Annotated in this window: 13 protein-coding genes and 1 pseudogene; 7 read left to right on the top strand and 7 right to left on the bottom strand. The window is 55.5% G+C overall.

What is annotated here, in order from left to right; genetic code table 11:
* Positions 1 to 14: 14 nt before the first annotated feature.
* The 5 genes from BFP99_RS04405 to BFP99_RS04385 all read right to left on the bottom strand — a co-directional run bounded on the left by BFP99_RS04405 (position 15) and on the right by BFP99_RS04385 (position 7186).
* Positions 15 to 2144, bottom strand: coding sequence for a M48 family metallopeptidase (locus BFP99_RS04405; protein ID WP_065946698.1), 2130 nt, complete (start codon positions 2142 to 2144; stop codon positions 15 to 17).
* 204 nt (positions 2145 to 2348) lie between these two features.
* Positions 2349 to 2633 carry a DUF3077 domain-containing protein gene (locus BFP99_RS04400; RefSeq protein WP_065946697.1) on the bottom strand — a complete coding sequence of 95 codons (285 nt, stop codon included), beginning with the start codon at positions 2631 to 2633 and terminating at the stop codon, positions 2349 to 2351.
* 565 nt (positions 2634 to 3198) lie between these two features.
* A complete protein-coding gene (locus BFP99_RS04395; protein ID WP_065925785.1) occupies positions 3199 to 5622 on the bottom strand; it encodes a TonB-dependent siderophore receptor in 2424 nt (807 codons plus the stop codon).
* Between the two features lie 98 nt (positions 5623 to 5720).
* Entirely contained in the window at positions 5721 to 6683 is a 963-nt protein-coding gene (locus tag BFP99_RS04390) for a FecR domain-containing protein (protein WP_065925784.1), read from the bottom strand.
* Entirely contained in the window at positions 6680 to 7186 is a 507-nt protein-coding gene (locus tag BFP99_RS04385) for a sigma-70 family RNA polymerase sigma factor (RefSeq protein ID WP_065925783.1), read from the bottom strand. Before BFP99_RS04385 ends, BFP99_RS04390 begins: the two co-directional genes overlap by 4 nt.
* Positions 7187 to 7289: 103 nt before the next feature.
* Here BFP99_RS04385 and BFP99_RS04380 point away from each other — a divergent pair.
* From BFP99_RS04380 to BFP99_RS04360, 4 genes and pseudogenes are all read left to right on the top strand, one after another.
* A pseudogene (locus tag BFP99_RS04380) lies at positions 7290 to 7587 on the top strand (transposase); the annotation flags it as partial.
* Between the two features lie 69 nt (positions 7588 to 7656).
* The gene (locus BFP99_RS04375; RefSeq protein WP_065925781.1) at positions 7657 to 7917 is read left to right on the top strand and encodes a DUF6429 family protein; all 261 of its coding nucleotides are present in this window, start codon (positions 7657 to 7659) and stop codon (positions 7915 to 7917) included.
* A 1286-nt stretch (positions 7918 to 9203) separates the two neighbouring features.
* Complete coding sequence (locus BFP99_RS04365; protein WP_138725635.1) at positions 9204 to 10502, top strand: hypothetical protein; 1299 nt, start codon at positions 9204 to 9206, stop codon at positions 10500 to 10502.
* A gap of 3 nt (positions 10503 to 10505) precedes the next feature.
* On the top strand, positions 10506 to 11090 hold the full coding sequence (locus BFP99_RS04360; RefSeq protein ID WP_065946694.1) for a hypothetical protein: 585 nt from the start codon (positions 10506 to 10508) through the stop codon (positions 11088 to 11090).
* An 81-nt stretch (positions 11091 to 11171) separates the two neighbouring features.
* On the opposite strand, the gene BFP99_RS04355 is transcribed toward BFP99_RS04360, so the two are convergent.
* Both BFP99_RS04355 and BFP99_RS04350 read right to left on the bottom strand, forming a co-directional pair.
* A complete protein-coding gene (locus BFP99_RS04355; RefSeq protein ID WP_038998267.1) occupies positions 11172 to 11447 on the bottom strand; it encodes a hypothetical protein in 276 nt (91 codons plus the stop codon).
* The gene (locus BFP99_RS04350) at positions 11444 to 12424 is read right to left on the bottom strand and encodes an integrase domain-containing protein (protein ID WP_065946693.1); all 981 of its coding nucleotides are present in this window, start codon (positions 12422 to 12424) and stop codon (positions 11444 to 11446) included. The genes BFP99_RS04355 and BFP99_RS04350 overlap by 4 nt, the downstream gene beginning before the upstream one ends.
* Before the next feature lie 1128 nt (positions 12425 to 13552).
* On the opposite strand from BFP99_RS04350, the gene BFP99_RS04345 reads away from it, so the two are divergent.
* From BFP99_RS04345 to BFP99_RS04335, 3 genes are read left to right on the top strand one after another with little or no spacing between them, the layout of a single operon-like run.
* A complete protein-coding gene (locus BFP99_RS04345) occupies positions 13553 to 15031 on the top strand; it encodes a GNAT family N-acetyltransferase (protein WP_200889127.1) in 1479 nt (492 codons plus the stop codon).
* Entirely contained in the window at positions 14991 to 15458 is a 468-nt protein-coding gene (locus BFP99_RS04340; RefSeq protein WP_065946692.1) for an ASCH domain-containing protein, read from the top strand. The genes BFP99_RS04345 and BFP99_RS04340 overlap by 41 nt, the downstream gene beginning before the upstream one ends.
* The gene (locus BFP99_RS04335; protein ID WP_065946691.1) at positions 15455 to 15991 is read left to right on the top strand and encodes an ATP-binding protein; all 537 of its coding nucleotides are present in this window, start codon (positions 15455 to 15457) and stop codon (positions 15989 to 15991) included. Before BFP99_RS04340 ends, BFP99_RS04335 begins: the two co-directional genes overlap by 4 nt.
* The last annotated feature ends 47 nt before the right edge of the window (positions 15992 to 16038 follow it).

The raw sequence follows: 16038 nt of genomic DNA, 5'->3' as shown, positions 1-16038 counted from the left end.
TTTATGGGGGTGCATCAGTCCTCGTGGCTCTGCAAAATCTTGCGCGCCAACGCCGCATTCCTGTAGTCGAGCATCAAGGACAACCCCTCATAGGGTTCGATCTTTTTATTGTCGATACACAGCTGTGCCATCAGCAGCAGTACCTGGCGTTTCTTCTTGTTGACCCGCACGCCGGGTACACCGAACGCGGTCTTGCGCGTTACGGGTAACGGCGCCTCGGGCGTCAGTTGGACGGTTACCCAGATGCCCTGGACAAACTGCAACGTGATCTCCTCGATATGTTCGATGGGCAGCGGTTGCGCCAGGTTATTGAACACAAAATGCTCCAGTGTCAGGCGCAACGCGGTCTGCGGCGCGCGCTTGAATCGACGGATGCCCAGCCACAGCAGGCCCAGCCCGATAAGACCCAGGCACGCGCCCGCGCCGACTGCCGACAGCGGCGTACCTTTCAAACGCTCCGGGGCGAGCCAGACTCGACTCAGGATAAACAGGGCCGCCAGCACAAAGGGCAGGCCCGACACCGCCATCAGCACCCCGCGCCACTGGCCGCCTTCATGCAGGCGGCGCTCACCCTCGGCCGAAGCGGCCAAGGTTTCCAGCAGCTGGGTGTGCGCGCTGTTCTCCGACACGGCCATGTCCATCACGTCGCGAGACAGCTGCTCGCGCAGTGCCTGGTGTGCGCTGAAATAGGCATCCATCTGCGCATTCGCTACGTCGCTATCCACCTCGCGGGTGGCGCCGCGCAGGGTATCGTCCAGTGGCACGTGCAGCGCCTGCAGGCGTTCGCCATTGGAGGGGTGGGAGTCGGTGGGATGGGGTTGATGAATCTCCAGGGCTTCGGCTGATGGTTGCAGTTCACACTCACGCAAGCTCGTGAACACGGCGTCGGGCAGGTCTGTAGCCGTGCCTGCCTCACACAACGCCAACAGTGCATCATCAACGTGCGGCTGCAACACCGACATCCGCAACAACGCCGAAGCCGCCGCCTCAGGGCCCACCAACTGCGCGCCGGCAGCGTCCGCCAGCAATTCGCGCTCACGGCTCCAGTGGTTAACCGCGTGATCGAAACGCTGCATGAAAAACACCCCGAACAGCAACGACGGGCGCATCAGCCAGCCTTGGATCAAATCGCTGCCCAGCAGGGTTTGCAGCAGCGCCTCCAGGCTGCGATTGACCCCATCGTAGATCGGCAAAAAGCGCAGGCTGTATTCCGTGTCCTGCCCCACAAAGTGCGCCAGCTCATGGCCGATCACCGCGCTGATTTCTTCACGGCTCAGCAGGCCCAGATACAGCAACGGCACATGCAAGGTGCGCCCCTGCAGCAAAGTATTCGCCGGTTGCACAGTGGCCGCGCTGGAGGTCACGTAAAAGCCCTGGGCCAGGCTCACCACGATGTGGTCCGGTGGCAGCGCACCGAGCCGACCCGCCAGCTCGTCCACATGGCGCCACAACCCTGGAGCCAGCGCGGGCGTCACCACCTGGCCGAACATCTCCAGCGGCTCGGGCTTGAACATCCCCAGCATAGGGCGCAGCTGTCTGAGCAACTGCCAGATCGAATACACACAGAACGCCGCGATCACCCCCAGCACCGCCATCAGCTTGACTTCGCCACTGCCCAGCCGGCCGATATGCCACATCCCCAAGCCTTCGAAACTCAACGCCAACGCGACGGCCGCCGCCACCGCCACCACATGGCCCACCAGCACGTAGGGCAAAAGGCGGCTGCCCAGGGAGAACACCTGCAATAACCTCTCCCGTGAGTGCCGTGCCCGCCGCCCGGCCCAGTACGTACCTGCCAACGCAGCCGTACCAATCAACGCCGCCAACAGCCCCAAGCCCATCACCCACGGCGTCAGGACCCGCATCGCACCGTTCACGCGGTGGGCAATGGGCAGCTCGGCTTCGATTTTTTCCAGACGCGAGAGGGCCATTTGCACGCTGATTTTTTCATCGACCAGATCGACCGTCGCCGTCGGCTCCTTCGCCGCCAGCGCTTGGAGTTGCTGTTTAGCGGTAGTCACCGTGATGTGGTAATCGACCAGCGCCGTGGTGGTTTCGTCAGCACGCTGACGCTCCCAGCCACCGAGGGCGGCCAGCAACAGCGGGAAAACGATGAGGAGGCAGATCAGTTTGAGAGCGTTCATGGGAGTCCGTTCACAACGCAGGGATGTTCAGGTTTATACCGAAAAAAACGCCCCTGGGTATCTACACCACTCTCAAATGCGGGCACACCACTCTGTGGTGAGCGGGCTTGCCCCGCGCCGGGCTGCGCAGCAGCCCCAATAAAGACACTGAGATTTTTCTGTTAAAACTAAGCGCCTGGTTTTGGGGCCGCTTCACAGCCCTACTTACAGCCCGGTATTCCCAGGCGACTCCAACACCTTCACCCCATCATCAATCACCGCCTTGCTCATCTCCTGCAAGTAATGCGATGCCCAGTCATGACGGTCCGTCTGCTTCGTCATCGCTGCATCTTCGGCGAGGAGCTTGGCAACGTGGAGCAAGTCGGAAACGTGATGCAAGGCTTCATGCAGGGAAACACCGCTGTTGACGCGGAACAGAGGTTGGTCGGAGTGAAAGGAGAACGGGGTGACGCCGAGGGTGGTTAACGCAGAGGGATTTGGAGCGTTCATTGGTAAAACTCCCATATCGAGTGAGAGCTACCACGTTCGTTCTCAGGCGAATGGGTGGCAGCTGTGCGCAGGCTGAGAAACCGGAGATACAGGAACCCGGCAGACCCGAAGGTCTCCCACGCACAGCCGCCATTGCACGAATTTTCAGGCGAAAAAAAAACGCCTTCAAAATCGGGTGTTGGGGGCGCTTGGTGCGCCTGCATCTTGCCGGGTTCTCAGGCCCGATCGCTGAATTGGCAGCGACGGGGGGAGGTTAGCGTGGTGAGCGGTGAGGAGCAATCGGGAAAATAGATCGATTGATTTTTCAGTTATTCCTTAAAGGTAGCGACCGGGCGTTGATGCGATTAACGAATGGTAAACCTCCTGAATTCGAACGTTGTCGATCATCCCTTCCGTAGAGAATAGGCAGGAATCCGCCAAAAGCTGCCGTGGCAGCAGGCAGCAGGCTGCCGAAAGCAGTCCGCTGTCAACGCCCTCTATCGGACGACGCTGTTGAAATATCGAGTACTAAAGCGGTTTTGTCTGGCAATTGCGCTACGTGCCGATCCGGTCGCCAAGGGGGTGCTTACCAGTTGTAACTCACCGACCCGGTCACATTTCGGCGATACCCGTATTTGCAGCTGTCGCCGGTGTAACCACACTGGGACACATAGGTTTCGTCGGTCAGGTTGGACGCATTGAGCGCCAGCTTCGCCCCTGCATAGGATGAAGACAGCTTGCCCAGGTCGTAGCTCAGGCTGGCGTCAAACAGCGTGTAGTGGGGAATGCCTTCGCTGTTTTGCGAGTCGATATAGCTCTTGCCGACATAGCGTACTCCTCCCCCTATCGCCAAGCCCGATAGCGCGCCGCCCTGAATGGTGTATTGCGACCAGAGCGAGGCCAGTTGTTCAGGGGTATTGCCAGGTTGATTGCCTTTCTCATCGGCCGTATTGCTGCGGGTAATTTCAAGGTGTGAATAGCTGTAGTTGGCCATCAACTCCAGCGCATCGGACACCTGCGCCTTGCTTTCCAGTTCGATACCGCGCGACTGGATTTCTCCGGTCGCCACCGAGAAACGATTGTTGGCAGGATCGGCAGTCAGTACGTTTTGCCGCGTCAGGTCGAACAGCGAGACGGTCACGTAGCTGTCACTGCCCTTGGGTTGGAATTTGATCCCGACTTCGTACTGGCGACCGGTTTCGGGTTCGAAGGCACTGCCGTCACGCGCCACTGCCGTGATGTTAGGGAAAAACGACTCCGAATAGCTCGCGTAGGGCGCCAGGCCGTTGTCTGCCAGGTACATCACACCGGTCCGCCACGTGAAGGCGTGATCGCGCTGCTTGAGGTCTGCCGCCGTGTCGGTGGCGTAATGGACCGTTTTCGAGCGTGCCCAGTCTTGGCGACCGCCCAGGTTGAAGACCCAATGTTCGTCGAATTTGAGCTGTTCCGAGAGATACACCCCCGCCTGGTCAAGCTGACGACGCTGGTTGATGTCGTAAAAAGCGTCCAGGTCGCTGTAATCCTGGTGATAGACCGGCGTATACACATCCAGGGGATCAACCACGTTGCCACCCCCCAACTGGTTGGTACTGGCGTGTTGCAAATCGATGCCGACCAGCGTTGTATGTTCGAAACGGCCGGCGTTCCACTGGGCCTGGAAGTGGTTATCGAGCAGCGCATTCTTCACCTTTTCGTGGCCCAGATAACCGAAGCGGCCCACGGTGCGCTGGTCGTCATCCAGGCCGTATTGGTAAATCGTGCGCTGTTCCTGGTAGGAACGGCTGTAACGGGCGTTCTGGCGGAATGTCCAGATATCATTGAGGTGATGTTCAAACTGATACCCCAGTGACCACTGTTCTACATCATATTTGTCGAAGTCAGGGTCGCCGACAAAACGATCCGTAGCGATCCGTCCGTAACGCGAGCTGTCGAGTGTGCCTACCCGGGGCAACGCGTAGTAGCCCAGCACATTGCGGTCTTTTTGAAAGGACGCCAGCACCGTCAGCGAGGTGTCGTCCGAGGGGCGCCAACTGATTGCCGGGGCGATGAATTGACGGTCATCACGGGCGTAGTCGATTTGCGTACCGCTGTCTCGCCACAGCCCGGTGAGGCGATAAGTCAAGACGCCGTCCTCGCTAAGCGGCCCGCCGAAGTCCGCAGCCAATTGCTTGCGATCAAAACTGCCTGCCTGCGCCACCAGTTCATGCAGCGGCTCATCGGTGGGACGCTTGCTGATCACGTTGACCATGCCGCCCGGTGAGCTTTGACCGTAGAGCACCGACGATGGCCCGCGCAGCACTTCCACGCGCTCCAGCCCATAGACTTCACCCACGGCACGGCTCTGGTTGGCAAAGCTGTACTGGCGCAGGCCATCGCGATAGATACCACCGCCAGTCGTCGCGTCAAAGCCACGAATACTAATCGTGTCGCGCCGGGTATCGACACCGTTGGCTTCACCATTGACCCCGGCGGTGTAGCGCAGCACCTGCCCGATGCTTTGTGGCTGCTGGGCATCGATTTGCTTACGGGTGACCACGCTGATCGATTGCGGCGTTTCCATGATCGACGTATCGGTCTTGTTGGCACTCATGGTCCGGCTGGCGACCAGGCCATCGTTGCGGCCTAACGAGGTGTCGTAGGCGGTGCCACTGATGGCGGTCGGCGCTAGCTCCAGCACGTCGCCGTTGCTCGGTACCAGCAGCAGGCTACCGTCGTCCTGGCGCTCATAGGTCAGCCCAGAGCCGAGCAAGAGCTGCGCCAGGCCGGCCTCAGTACTGAAATCGCCTTGCAGCCCCTGGGTTTTCTTGCCGGCCGTCAGCGTTGAGCTGCCCGCCATGGTAATCCCCGCCTGTGCGCCGAAACGTGACAGCGCAGAATCCAGGGGGCCAGCGTCGATGCTGTAATGCTGCGAACTACCCGCGGCAAAGACTGGAGGGCTGCAAAGCGGTTGCACGCTGAGCAACAACAGCCCAAGCGTACGGGCACGCAGGGCGCGGGAAGGTGAAGTCATACGAGGCTCCTAAGGGGTCAAGACCCACCTCTGGCGGGTGGGTGATCCCTATAGGCCAAGCGAGTACGAAAAAACTATCGTGCAGCGGAAAAAATATTTCAGGCGGGCACGATCGAGACCCAATACCGCGTCATGCGCTCGATTCGCACCGGTAGCGTGCGCGCTACCAGGGTCAAGGCTGCATCGGTGTCATCCAGCGAAAAACTGCCTGTAAGGCGTAACCCTGAGACCTGCTCATGACAACGTAAAACACCGGGGCGATAACGTGAGAGTTCCGCCACCAAGGCATCCAGGCGCAGGCGATCCGCCGGCAGAATCCCGCGCAGCCAGGCTTGGGCGACCAGCAGGTCGGGACGGCTCGGTACGCCGATACCCAGGCGATCCACCCGTGCCTGCCATCCGGCCTCAAGTGAAGAGGACGTTGGCTGGCCGCGTGAGTGCACCTGCACCTGGCCGCCCATGACGGTGACCTGCGTGCCCTGCCGGTCATGGCGCACTTGCAACTGCGCATCGCGGCTCTGCAGGATCGCGTCCGGCGTGATCAACTGCAGCGGGCGCGATTCTGCTCGCACATTCAAGGCCAGCTCGCCCTCTATCATCTGTATGCGCCGCACCTGGTCATTAAAATCCAGGTTCACCGCACTGGCCGTGTTCAGCCATAGCGAGCTGCCATCAACCAGGGCCCACTGGTGACGCTCGCCTGTTCCTGTGCGGTGGCTCGCCAGCGCGGCGCGCACTGGCGTGGAACCCGCGCCTTGCCAGGCAACTGTGCCAACCGCACCAAGGACCAACAGGCGCTTGAGTAACTGCCGACGTTTCTGCATGTCCGGCCCAGCCGACGCCAGTGCCCTGCGCGCGGTGGCATCGCGCAAAAGATTCGCTCCGGGCTGCTGCAACAGCGGCAAGCTGGCGACACGCTGCCAGGCCTGCTCATGCTCATCGCTCGCCTCGCGCCAACACCGCAATGCTTCCAGATCAGGCGCACTCATAAGCCCGGACTGCGTCCTGACAAGCCAATCAATGGCGATATCGCGCACCTGCGGATTAATCTCGGCCCTCATTCGAAACGGCTCGCATAGCAAACACTGAATGCCTTGCCCATGGCCCGTTGCACTTGAGCCACAGTCAAACCCAACTGCGCAGCGATCTGCGAATACGTCAGGCCGTCGAGCTGAGACATGAAGAAAATCTGCCGTATGCGCTCAGAGAGCCCAATCAGCAGCGAGTCGAGTTGCAACAAGGTTTCGATCACCAGATACCGGTCCTCGGGTGACGATTCCCCCCCTTCGGGCCGAGCAGCCAACGCTTCAAGATAAGCCCGCTCGATCTCCTGGCGGCGCCAGCGATTGACCAGCAGTCCATTGGCAATCGCCGCGAGAAACGCCATGGGCTGGCGCAACTCGCACACCTGCTGAGGCGCGCGCAGCACACGGATGAACGTGTCGTGGGCCAGATCCTCGGCATCGGCACTGTGCCCCAACCGCCGGTTCAGCCAGCCCTGCAACCAGCCGTGATGATTCTCGTACAACTGTTCGACGGACGATGTTGGGCTGGCATCCTGCATGTGAGGCTCGCACTGCGTGAATGATAATGCTTCTCATCGTATTGATCGGGCGCATGGTTGTACAGTGTTTACACCTGTTTGATGGGGTGGAATTCTACGTCCATATCTGAGCAACAACGGGAGCAAGTGGGTGCGCTACACCGAAGCCGGTTACTTGCCGATCGACAACAACGCCGCCGAGCGTGCGATCCGGCCCTTCGTGATCGGGCGCAAGAATTGGCTGTTCAGCGACACGCTCAAAGGCGCGACGGGCAGCGCTCAACTTTACAGTTTGGTCGAGACGGCTAAAGCCAACGGCCAAGAGCCCTATGCGTGGCTGCGCCACGCACTTGACGACTTCTTCGGTTGAGGATTACGAAGCTTTACTGTCCTGGAACTGCTCGCCGATGACGCATAGTTAAGCGCGCTATTCATCTTGATGGCTGGTGGGGTTTACGGTGAGTTCAAAGAACACGAGCGGAGCAACGATCATGGAATACGACGATAAACTGATTGAAGAAGCCGTGCTTGCCCTGTTAGCAACCTTCAGTTTTGATAACGGCAATGCTTGGAAAGGGTTCGACTTCGAGACCATGAACCGATTGCATGAACATGGTTTCATCAGTAATCCGGTGAACAAGAACAAATCGATTTGGTTGACGGCTGAAGGGCTGGAGCGAGGCCGGCAGATAGCCGACCGGTTATTTGGGGTAAGAACTCAAGTGGAGCATGAATCCGACTTGGATACCTGACTTCATACCACGGCCATACGATCGGTCGGGTTTATGGATCGCATAGTGCGCCTTATTTTCTTGCAGTTGCCGATATTCATTCAAACGCCAAATAGCACCAAGCCCCGAGTTACGGGGCTTGGTGCTGTGGTGCGCTTCGCGGTCACCTTGCAAACTAGAGGTCGCTCGATACGGATACGCAGTGATAACCAGCTCCCGGCAATCGAGTACTGGAGACGCTTTCCCTGCATGAGGGAACGCTCCAGCATTCCCAGGCTGTTGAGAATGTGGAAGACGGCTGCCTCCCTCAATTCCCAATCAGTGGCGTTGCCGGCATCAGTATCTGCAATGTCTTCCTGCACGGCTTTAAATGCCAGCACTCAGCGGTCACGTAGCGGCTCAAAGCCCGCTGCAGGGGGGGATTGACGATCTCGGTCGGTCGCCCGCGCCAGTTGATCCAACTCGCTGACAAGTTCGGGCTTTACTCGGAAAGACAGAACGGGAGAGCTGCCATTAACGTTGTTCCACACGTGTTCTGTATGCGCTGTGTACATGGTATGCGGACGTTATGCTTCGGCTGGTAGTCGGCCACCAATAGCGGTTTGTCGGTTTGGGGAAGGATTTACAGGCGAGCGACTGGGTTGTATCAACCCAGAAACAACAAAGCCCTCACATTTCTGTGAGGGCTTTGTTTTGTATGGTGGCACCAGGAGTCGAAAACCTGCATAACTATATGACATATAATTATTTTATTTTTAGGGGTACCTTGTTCTATCTCAAAAACTATCCTCAGGCACTTCCCTCATAGTTCGCAGGAGCAAGAAAACACCACACCAGGATCGTAAAAAACGCCTTACCCTCGATGTATTGCAGCGTCTTGTGGTCGGCATCAGCCAGCATTCGCAGCGCTGCATTTCCACGCCGCCGCTATATCCAACTTCAGGCTTAAGCATAAGCGCTATGCCCAAGAGAGTCTCTCGAACACCGGTATTGCGGTCCATCACCAACGCTTGCCCATCGAATTGCCAGTGGAATATGCATTTCAGCACTTATATAATTATCGCTTATAACTAGCTTTGGGAGTTTTTTATAAGACTGGTTTTGGTATTGAGTTCATATTGCAATGCATCGGGATGTTCGACTGCATACTATCTAGTACAAAATCTTGGTCGCCAGCGCACAGTGAAATTTTTAGGCATTGAATTCGTCGTTAAGGGTGGGCTAGATTCTCAGGGATTTGTGTTGCATTTTTTGTTGTATGAAAATTATACTGCGCCATCATTGTGATATTGCAGAGGGAATTGACGGTGCTGCCGAAAGTCTTTGTGTACCCTGAAGGACAGCGCATATGGTTGGTTAGGGCTTCCGGCGGAAAGCATTTTCAGAATTTCCTGAAGCATGGCGTTGTTGCAATAGCTCATATCGACAAGCTGATCAAAAAACATGCGCTTAAAGAGATTCCTTCGAGGGAGGTTTTGCGCGGGTATCTCGAAGCCGAGTCTGATAATTTTTTTGACTCCCAATTAGCAGCGCTAAAGAAGCTCGATGATACGAGTCCTGATCTTGAGCCGGATGTTGAGCTGGCCGAGGAAGAGTACTTCGAAAGTAAAATGTCTCTAGCCAATCGCGAAGCGCAAGTTAATAAATTTGCGCAAGAAATGCGCGTAGGCGATCTGGTTGTAACTCTATGTAAGAGTCATATAGCTATTGGTCAGTTCACGTCGGAGTCTTATATCGACGAAACTGTGCTGAAAAATACAATATATCGAGGTGCGAAAGAGTCAAAGGTTGAGTATTTGGACTCTAAGTTGCGTAGAAATGTGGCTTGGGGGAAACCAATTTCGCGTGAGCTTCTTAGCGCCGGTCTGAAGAAGCCTCTTTTAGCCAGAAATACAGTATCTAGTTTGGATGAGTATTGGGATAAAATTTATTCCTTGATTTATCCTGTTTTTGTGCGTCACGACGTTGTTTATTTTTCAAATCGCGTTGCAAGAAGTGGCCCCGTCGGCACTCGTAATATGTGTAGGTTGCTTGACTTTGTAGTTTGCACGCAGCTGGCTACCGACGCTCTATTAAAACCCACGTTGCCAGGATTTGACTTGGCAAAACTGCTAGAGGAAAGCTTGCTTGGGGCTGACTTCCAAGAGAGGTTAACCTCTCAAGCTGAAGTAATGTCGCCAGGGTATTTTCACCACGCGGTTAGGGTGTTGAATGGTGTAAGGCCTGAAGTCTATGCTCGGATTTTAGCTGCTTTGCTAGCTTTTGGATTGACTGGATGTCAAGGCGGGTCCGACGCGCTGAATAGTCTTTCTGAAGAAATAGTTTCGACTCTTCAACAAGAAGATATGTCCCAGGAGCGAACAGCAAAACCTGCTAACAGGGATAAAATGGATAAAATGCTTGAGGAGTATAAGCAGATCATGGACAAGAAAGGAGTTTCAAGTTTGACCTCTAGCCTTGATCTAAAATTAGCTAATGTTGATAGCGCATTACCATCTATCTCGTTTTCGCCTCAGATAAATATCCAAGGGTCAGCAGAATCATCCCCGCAGCTCAAGGACCAGCTTGGCGGAGCGGGTGAACAATTTCGCCTAGACTTGAAATAGGTAATGCCAGTGAGAAATGGAATCTTAGAGTTTGTAGGTGGGGCATTCATCCTTACAGCAATTACATATGCTTCAGGAAGGGGCTATTTCAATGGCTACTTTCGAAGCATAAATGTTGATCCTGCGTTTGTTGATGTTACTGTCGATCAAATTTTCTTTGAGGGCGGCAGAGAGATAATTAAGGTTATAAGTCCTGTTGTATATCCGCTTCTGTTTTTTGTTGTTCTCTATGTGTTATTAGCGCTTTTGGGGACTATGTATTTGAAGCGAGTTGCATCGGAACGATCTGAGAATTTGCTGCTGGCGTGCTCACAGTTGAAGGGTGTGTTATTGCTGGTGTCTATCGTTTGGTTCTCAAATTATTTATTTAACTCGGCAATGAAAAGCGGTGGAGAGGTTGCTGCTTCCAATGGGTGCAATTTTGTGATTGTTCATGTGAACGATAAGGAGAGTCAGACGGGATGCCTGATTTATAAGAGCGTGGACAATATTTGGGTGCGGTATAAAGTTGACGGTTTCGAGTATGTATCTGTGTTCCCTAGAGATAATTTTTATCGGGCGGACATGAAGGTGCGAACTGGATTTTAATTCAATAGTCAGGATTTGTGGTTCTGTGGTGTTGTTTTAATCTTAGAGTTTTTATGGCGTTTATCAAAACCAGATCCTCGATCAGAGGATGAGTACCCATGGTTTCTCTAAACGACGAGCGAGCAATCGTATGGTCAGCAAATAGTAATACCGCGTCAACTCGCTGCGCCGATTTAGGCGATGCTCAAGAAACCAAACCACATGCTTTCTCTGCCAAGCCCAAGGAGTCTGTCGCTGCCAGCGCTCAGAGATTTCAGCTTGGATGATTTTCGCCTGCCGCAAATGGCGTTGCCGCGTCGCGTGTGACCCGGTCAGCATCCCAGCCAAGAACAGTTCCATATCGAATGGCTTACTCATGTTCTCCCCCCAATGTAGGCAGCGGCCACGTCGAGTCGCCCGTGTCCAAGCTCATAGCTGATCTGCCTTCGAGCCTCACAATCAAGGCGTTTATCTATCTTGCAACATTCACCACCGTTGATAGGTGCGTAGTGCTCGGTGATTTGCTCATAGCGCTCACACGCGAACGCTGCCCTTAGCTCATGAAAGCCTTTGAGGTTATGTGCATGAAGAACGTCCCGGGCAGGGCGAACGACTTCCCGAAGAACGTTCAGGTAGCTTTCTTTCGGTGCAATCAGGTTGCGGCTACCTTCAGGCGATACCTGCTGCGCAAATCCAAGCGCGCCTCGAATGTGGTCATTCACCGTAATCCAACGTGGCGCCGATGCACCGGCGCGGCCACCTTTGGTACCGTCCTGAATGTTGACCCTGCCAAAGTCCTTGGCCTCAAGGCTTAGCCGTGGCAGGTCAGCCAAAATGGCCTCACGCAAACGCATGCCGGTGGCTCGCGCCAACTGTACAATCGCTGCGGCCCGCAACTGATCACGACTACAGAGCGCATCGATTATTTGCTTAACCTGTTCTCGATCTTGGCCTTGGGGCATCGAGTGACGCCCCCCTGTGCGCTGCATATCCAACGCCTTGCTCGGACTCGGCAATCTCACACATTGATCACCGCGAAGCGCCGCCATAGTCCTGTTAACGCTGGATAGCCGATTTTGCGCGGTGCTGATGGCTAGGTCACCGCGCCCAACCAGGTCGCGGAGATACGCCGCATAGTTGGCCAATACCTTCCGATCAACCTGCCGCGCATCATTGATACCGGGCCCCTGTTCGGATCGGCACCACTTCACAAATGCCTGCCACCGATCAGAATGCGCTTTGACTGTGCCGTAGTGGCCGCCGCCGAACATGTCTTTCAATGCCTGCGGTCCTGCGTAGCTCAATTGCCGGCCATAGCCAAAATTCCGCCCATCCCGTCTGCCTACCAATGCCATGATTAAACGCCTCTCGAAGCCAAACTTTTAAAACCATCCCCACGTCATCCCGCCAAGAATGCTGAGTGTTATCAGGGATCAAGGCCCCTGCGACCTGTGAGGGTTGTCCACTGACGCGGGACTGACGGCTCTTTACGACCGGGAGCTTGGGCACCTCATGACCTGGTCTCCTGAACACTTCCGAAGAAGTGGGCGGGTGGAGACTGCACTGGCTGACGAGACCGGCGCCGCGAGATCCTGAGTCGGGTGAAGGCAGTGAAGCGATGACCGGGGCGTGCCTGACTGTCAGTCAGGTGCAGTCCATTCCGTGGGCTGCGGCACCATCATCTGCATCGCTGTTGCTGGTGACTTTTCGGTGTTTGTCACGCCGATTGTCACGAGGGGAAATGCCGTAAAGCCTCGTACGAGTTGGGCTGCAGCAGCGGTAGGAGCGCCCGTCTCTTTCCAGGAGAAAGAGACGGGCGTAGGTTGGCGCAATGAAATGGCCAAGCGGATAGGTTGCTGCAGGGCAGCTATGAAAGGGTATGAGTTGCCGCAGTGGGCACGCTGGTAAAAGTAGGCATCCATCACATCGCTGTGACCGTGCGAGCCGCCGGACGCTAATCGCACTTTGGGAGAACCACCACCGTGTGGCGTAGCCTTAAAGGTTCTGGCTACCTGGGTTGCTGTCAACGACAGCGTTTTGCCCGATCTTTTCTACGCCTGTGGATAATTTGGGTCAAGGCTCGAATTTTCGGGAGTTCTGCGGCTGTGGATGAAATTATCCACCGGTGGAAATCTGTGGTTTTCCACAGACAGTTTGCATGCGCTTTAGATTTTTTAAGTGAGGTCCATCCAAGCAGGGCGGCTTTGCAGCCCTGTTTGGATGGACCCGCGAGGACAAGCGGATCATCTAGATTTCGAACGCTGCGTTATCCCGCCCCATCTGACCGACTGCTTGTATTTTCTCTATTCAGGGCTCGGCAGCGATGTGCGTTGCGGTTTACCGGCTGTCTGCCTAGACTCCGTGGCTAAATAACATCAGTCCATCAGCAATGTCTTGGGTTGAGTGGCGAGAGTAGTCAACGGGCGTAACCTCGTGTTCGACAGCTAATGTCGTGCATTAGACTGCGCCACCTGGAGGCATCCTTGGCATTGCGTCTTCGTTTCTTGTTAGACACCAACATCCTGATCCCGCTTCAGGACTCCATGGTGGTACTGCAGCCCAGTCTTACAAACTTCGTTAGGTTGTGCAGTGCGCACGGCTACCAACTGCTTTACCACCCTGCGTCAGCCGCGGACATCAGGCGTGACACTGATGAGGCTCGGCGCGAGCGCACCTTGGCCAGGCTCGGTCAGTACACTCAACTGCAGGCTGGGCCAGCTTGTCCATGGAACTCGCCTGAAACTTCGGTAAACGACGCTTGTGACAATGAAATTCTCTACGCGTTAGAGAATGATGCAGCGCACGTTTTGGTGACCGAGGATCAGGGGTTGCACCGTAAGGCGCGGGCACGCGGACTGAGTAGCCGCGTGTACTTCATCCAGACTGCGGACGACTGGCTGCGCCGGCTCCATGAGCCTGGTGAGGTGCGACTCCCCCACATTGAAGACGTTGAAATCCATACGTTGACCCACCAACTGGCTGGGCCATTCTTCGACAGTATCCGTGCGGGCTACGATGGTTTTAACGATTGGTTTCGTCGGAAGGCCATGGAAGGGCGTCGTGCTTGGGTCTATCGCGAAGACGCTCATCAGGCTATAGCGGCTATCTGTATTTACGCTGTTCAGGCCGACCAGGCTGTAACGGACGATGGTGAGGTGCTTGTCGGCAGGGCATTGAAGCTTTGTACGTTCAAGGTCGGCGAAACCGTTCGTGGAAGGAAACTCGGAGAGTTGTTTCTCCGGGCTGCCTTCAAGTACGCGACAAACCACCAATGTGAGTCGATTTTTCTGCACGCTAACAACGTTCAGCAGTCACAACTGATCACATTGATTGAAGACTTCGGTTTTCGCTACGAGGGGCTTTACCAAGGGGACGCAGTTTACGTAAAAGCGCATCCTGTCGCCCCGCCTCCGCTGCAGATGGACCCGTTCCAGTACGTCCAGCGCTATTATCCGCATTACATGGGCGGTGATGATGTCCATAAATTTATAGTGCCAATTCAGCCTCAGTACCATGACATTTTGTTCCCGGACTATCAGCGTCCAGGGCATGCATTGCCTGATAACCATCCGCAAAGGCATGTCAGCAATGCGATCAAACTCGCATACCTTTGTCACACCCCCAGCAAACAGCCGCGTCCAGGCGATGTCGTAATGTTCTATCGCAGTCGCGACATGCGTGCGCTGACGACACTGGGTGTTGTTGAGCGATACGAGTGGTCGGAAGCGGCTGACGATATCGCACAGATTGTGAGCCGTAGAACCGTGTACTCTGATGAGCAAATAGAGGAAATGGCCAGGACTGAGACCAAGGTGATGCTATTCCGGCTGATATGTCACTTCGAGCCCCCCCTAGAGTATGCGGACCTTAAGCGCTCGCGGATCGTCAGGGGCCCCATTCAATCGATCACGAAAATATCTGATGAGTCTTTTTCCCGAATCATTCGAGCAACCGAGCGGTAGGGCTGTCCTACTTTCGATAAAGCCAAAATACGCCGACCTGATCCTTGCAGGGACGAAGCGCGTCGAGTTACGTCGAAGCTGGCCGTCCAACGATATTGGCGTCATGGTGTTGTACTCGTCAGCACCAAAGCAGAGGCTGGTAGGAGTAGCCTTTATCGATCGGATTGAGGAGTGCGACTTTGAGAGTCTGTGGACCTTGGCAGATGCCAACGGGGGCGGCGTGACCTATGACGAACTCAAGGCTTATGTCAAAGGGAAGAAGACTGCGTTCGGTGTGATGATCCAGCGCATAAAGATCGCCGAAGTTCAGGTCGATCCGAAGGATCTTTTCGCGAACTTCACACCGCCTCAGTCCTTTCTCTATCTGGGTCCGAACGATTTCCCACGCGTAATGCGCGCCATGTTTCCATCGGAGGGATCTGTATGAACATATTCGTCGCAGGTGTACACGGTGTCGGTAAGACTTTCCTCGCCTCTCAACTTCCTAAGGCCTTAGGCCTAATGCAAACCTCAGCCAGTAAGCTGATCAAGGAGGAGCGCGCGTTACCGGACTGGGGGACGGACAAACGGGTCGGCGATGTGGACGCCAATCAGATAGCACTGGCGAATGCTGTCACTCGCCACAATGAGGCCGGCACTAGGTTGCTGCTGGACGGACATTTTGTGTTGCTGGATGCTCAGGGTGAGTTTTCACCTTTGGCCGCGAACGTCTTTAAGGCTCTTCGCCTTGATGGAGTTTTACTGCTGGAAGCGGACGCTAATACAATTGCGACTCGCATACGAGAACGTGATAGCCGGGAAGTGGATATTGACCATACGATCCAATTCTTAGCCGCGGAGCGCGCTCAGGCGGAGTTAGTGTGCAATGAGCTCGGAATACCGCTTCACATTCTAGAGGCATGTGACCGTGATACCTTCGCTGCAGCGGTCGCAACAATAACTTTTAAAGCCGGACAGTAAGCAATTCTCCCCAAGTGATTAGGTCGGACGGCGTGGACGGTCCGGTC

The organism is Pseudomonas sp. 1 R 17 (genome assembly GCF_900067035.1).
GTDB lineage: Bacteria > Pseudomonadota > Gammaproteobacteria > Pseudomonadales > Pseudomonadaceae > Aquipseudomonas > Aquipseudomonas marginalis.
The sequence above is the reverse complement of the archived record's forward strand: the minus strand, read 5'-3'. Positions and strand labels throughout refer to the sequence as shown.

Coding starts and splice junctions, on each gene's coding strand:
- BFP99_RS04385 (WP_065925783.1), bottom strand. CDS start 7,186: ATGCAGGATGCCAGCCCAACATCGTCCGTCGAACAGTTGTACGAGAAT.
- BFP99_RS04395 (WP_065925785.1), bottom strand. CDS start 5,622: ATGACTTCACCTTCCCGCGCCCTGCGTGCCCGTACGCTTGGGCTGTTG.
- BFP99_RS04340 (WP_065946692.1), top strand. CDS start 14,991: ATGAGTCTTTTTCCCGAATCATTCGAGCAACCGAGCGGTAGGGCTGTC.
- BFP99_RS04375 (WP_065925781.1), top strand. CDS start 7,657: ATGGAATACGACGATAAACTGATTGAAGAAGCCGTGCTTGCCCTGTTA.
- BFP99_RS04400 (WP_065946697.1), bottom strand. CDS start 2,633: ATGAACGCTCCAAATCCCTCTGCGTTAACCACCCTCGGCGTCACCCCG.
- BFP99_RS04350 (WP_065946693.1), bottom strand. CDS start 12,424: ATGGCATTGGTAGGCAGACGGGATGGGCGGAATTTTGGCTATGGCCGG.
- BFP99_RS04335 (WP_065946691.1), top strand. CDS start 15,455: ATGAACATATTCGTCGCAGGTGTACACGGTGTCGGTAAGACTTTCCTC.
- BFP99_RS04405 (WP_065946698.1), bottom strand. CDS start 2,144: ATGAACGCTCTCAAACTGATCTGCCTCCTCATCGTTTTCCCGCTGTTG.
- BFP99_RS04390 (WP_065925784.1), bottom strand. CDS start 6,683: ATGAGGGCCGAGATTAATCCGCAGGTGCGCGATATCGCCATTGATTGG.
- BFP99_RS04360 (WP_065946694.1), top strand. CDS start 10,506: ATGCCAGTGAGAAATGGAATCTTAGAGTTTGTAGGTGGGGCATTCATC.
- BFP99_RS04355 (WP_038998267.1), bottom strand. CDS start 11,447: ATGAGTAAGCCATTCGATATGGAACTGTTCTTGGCTGGGATGCTGACC.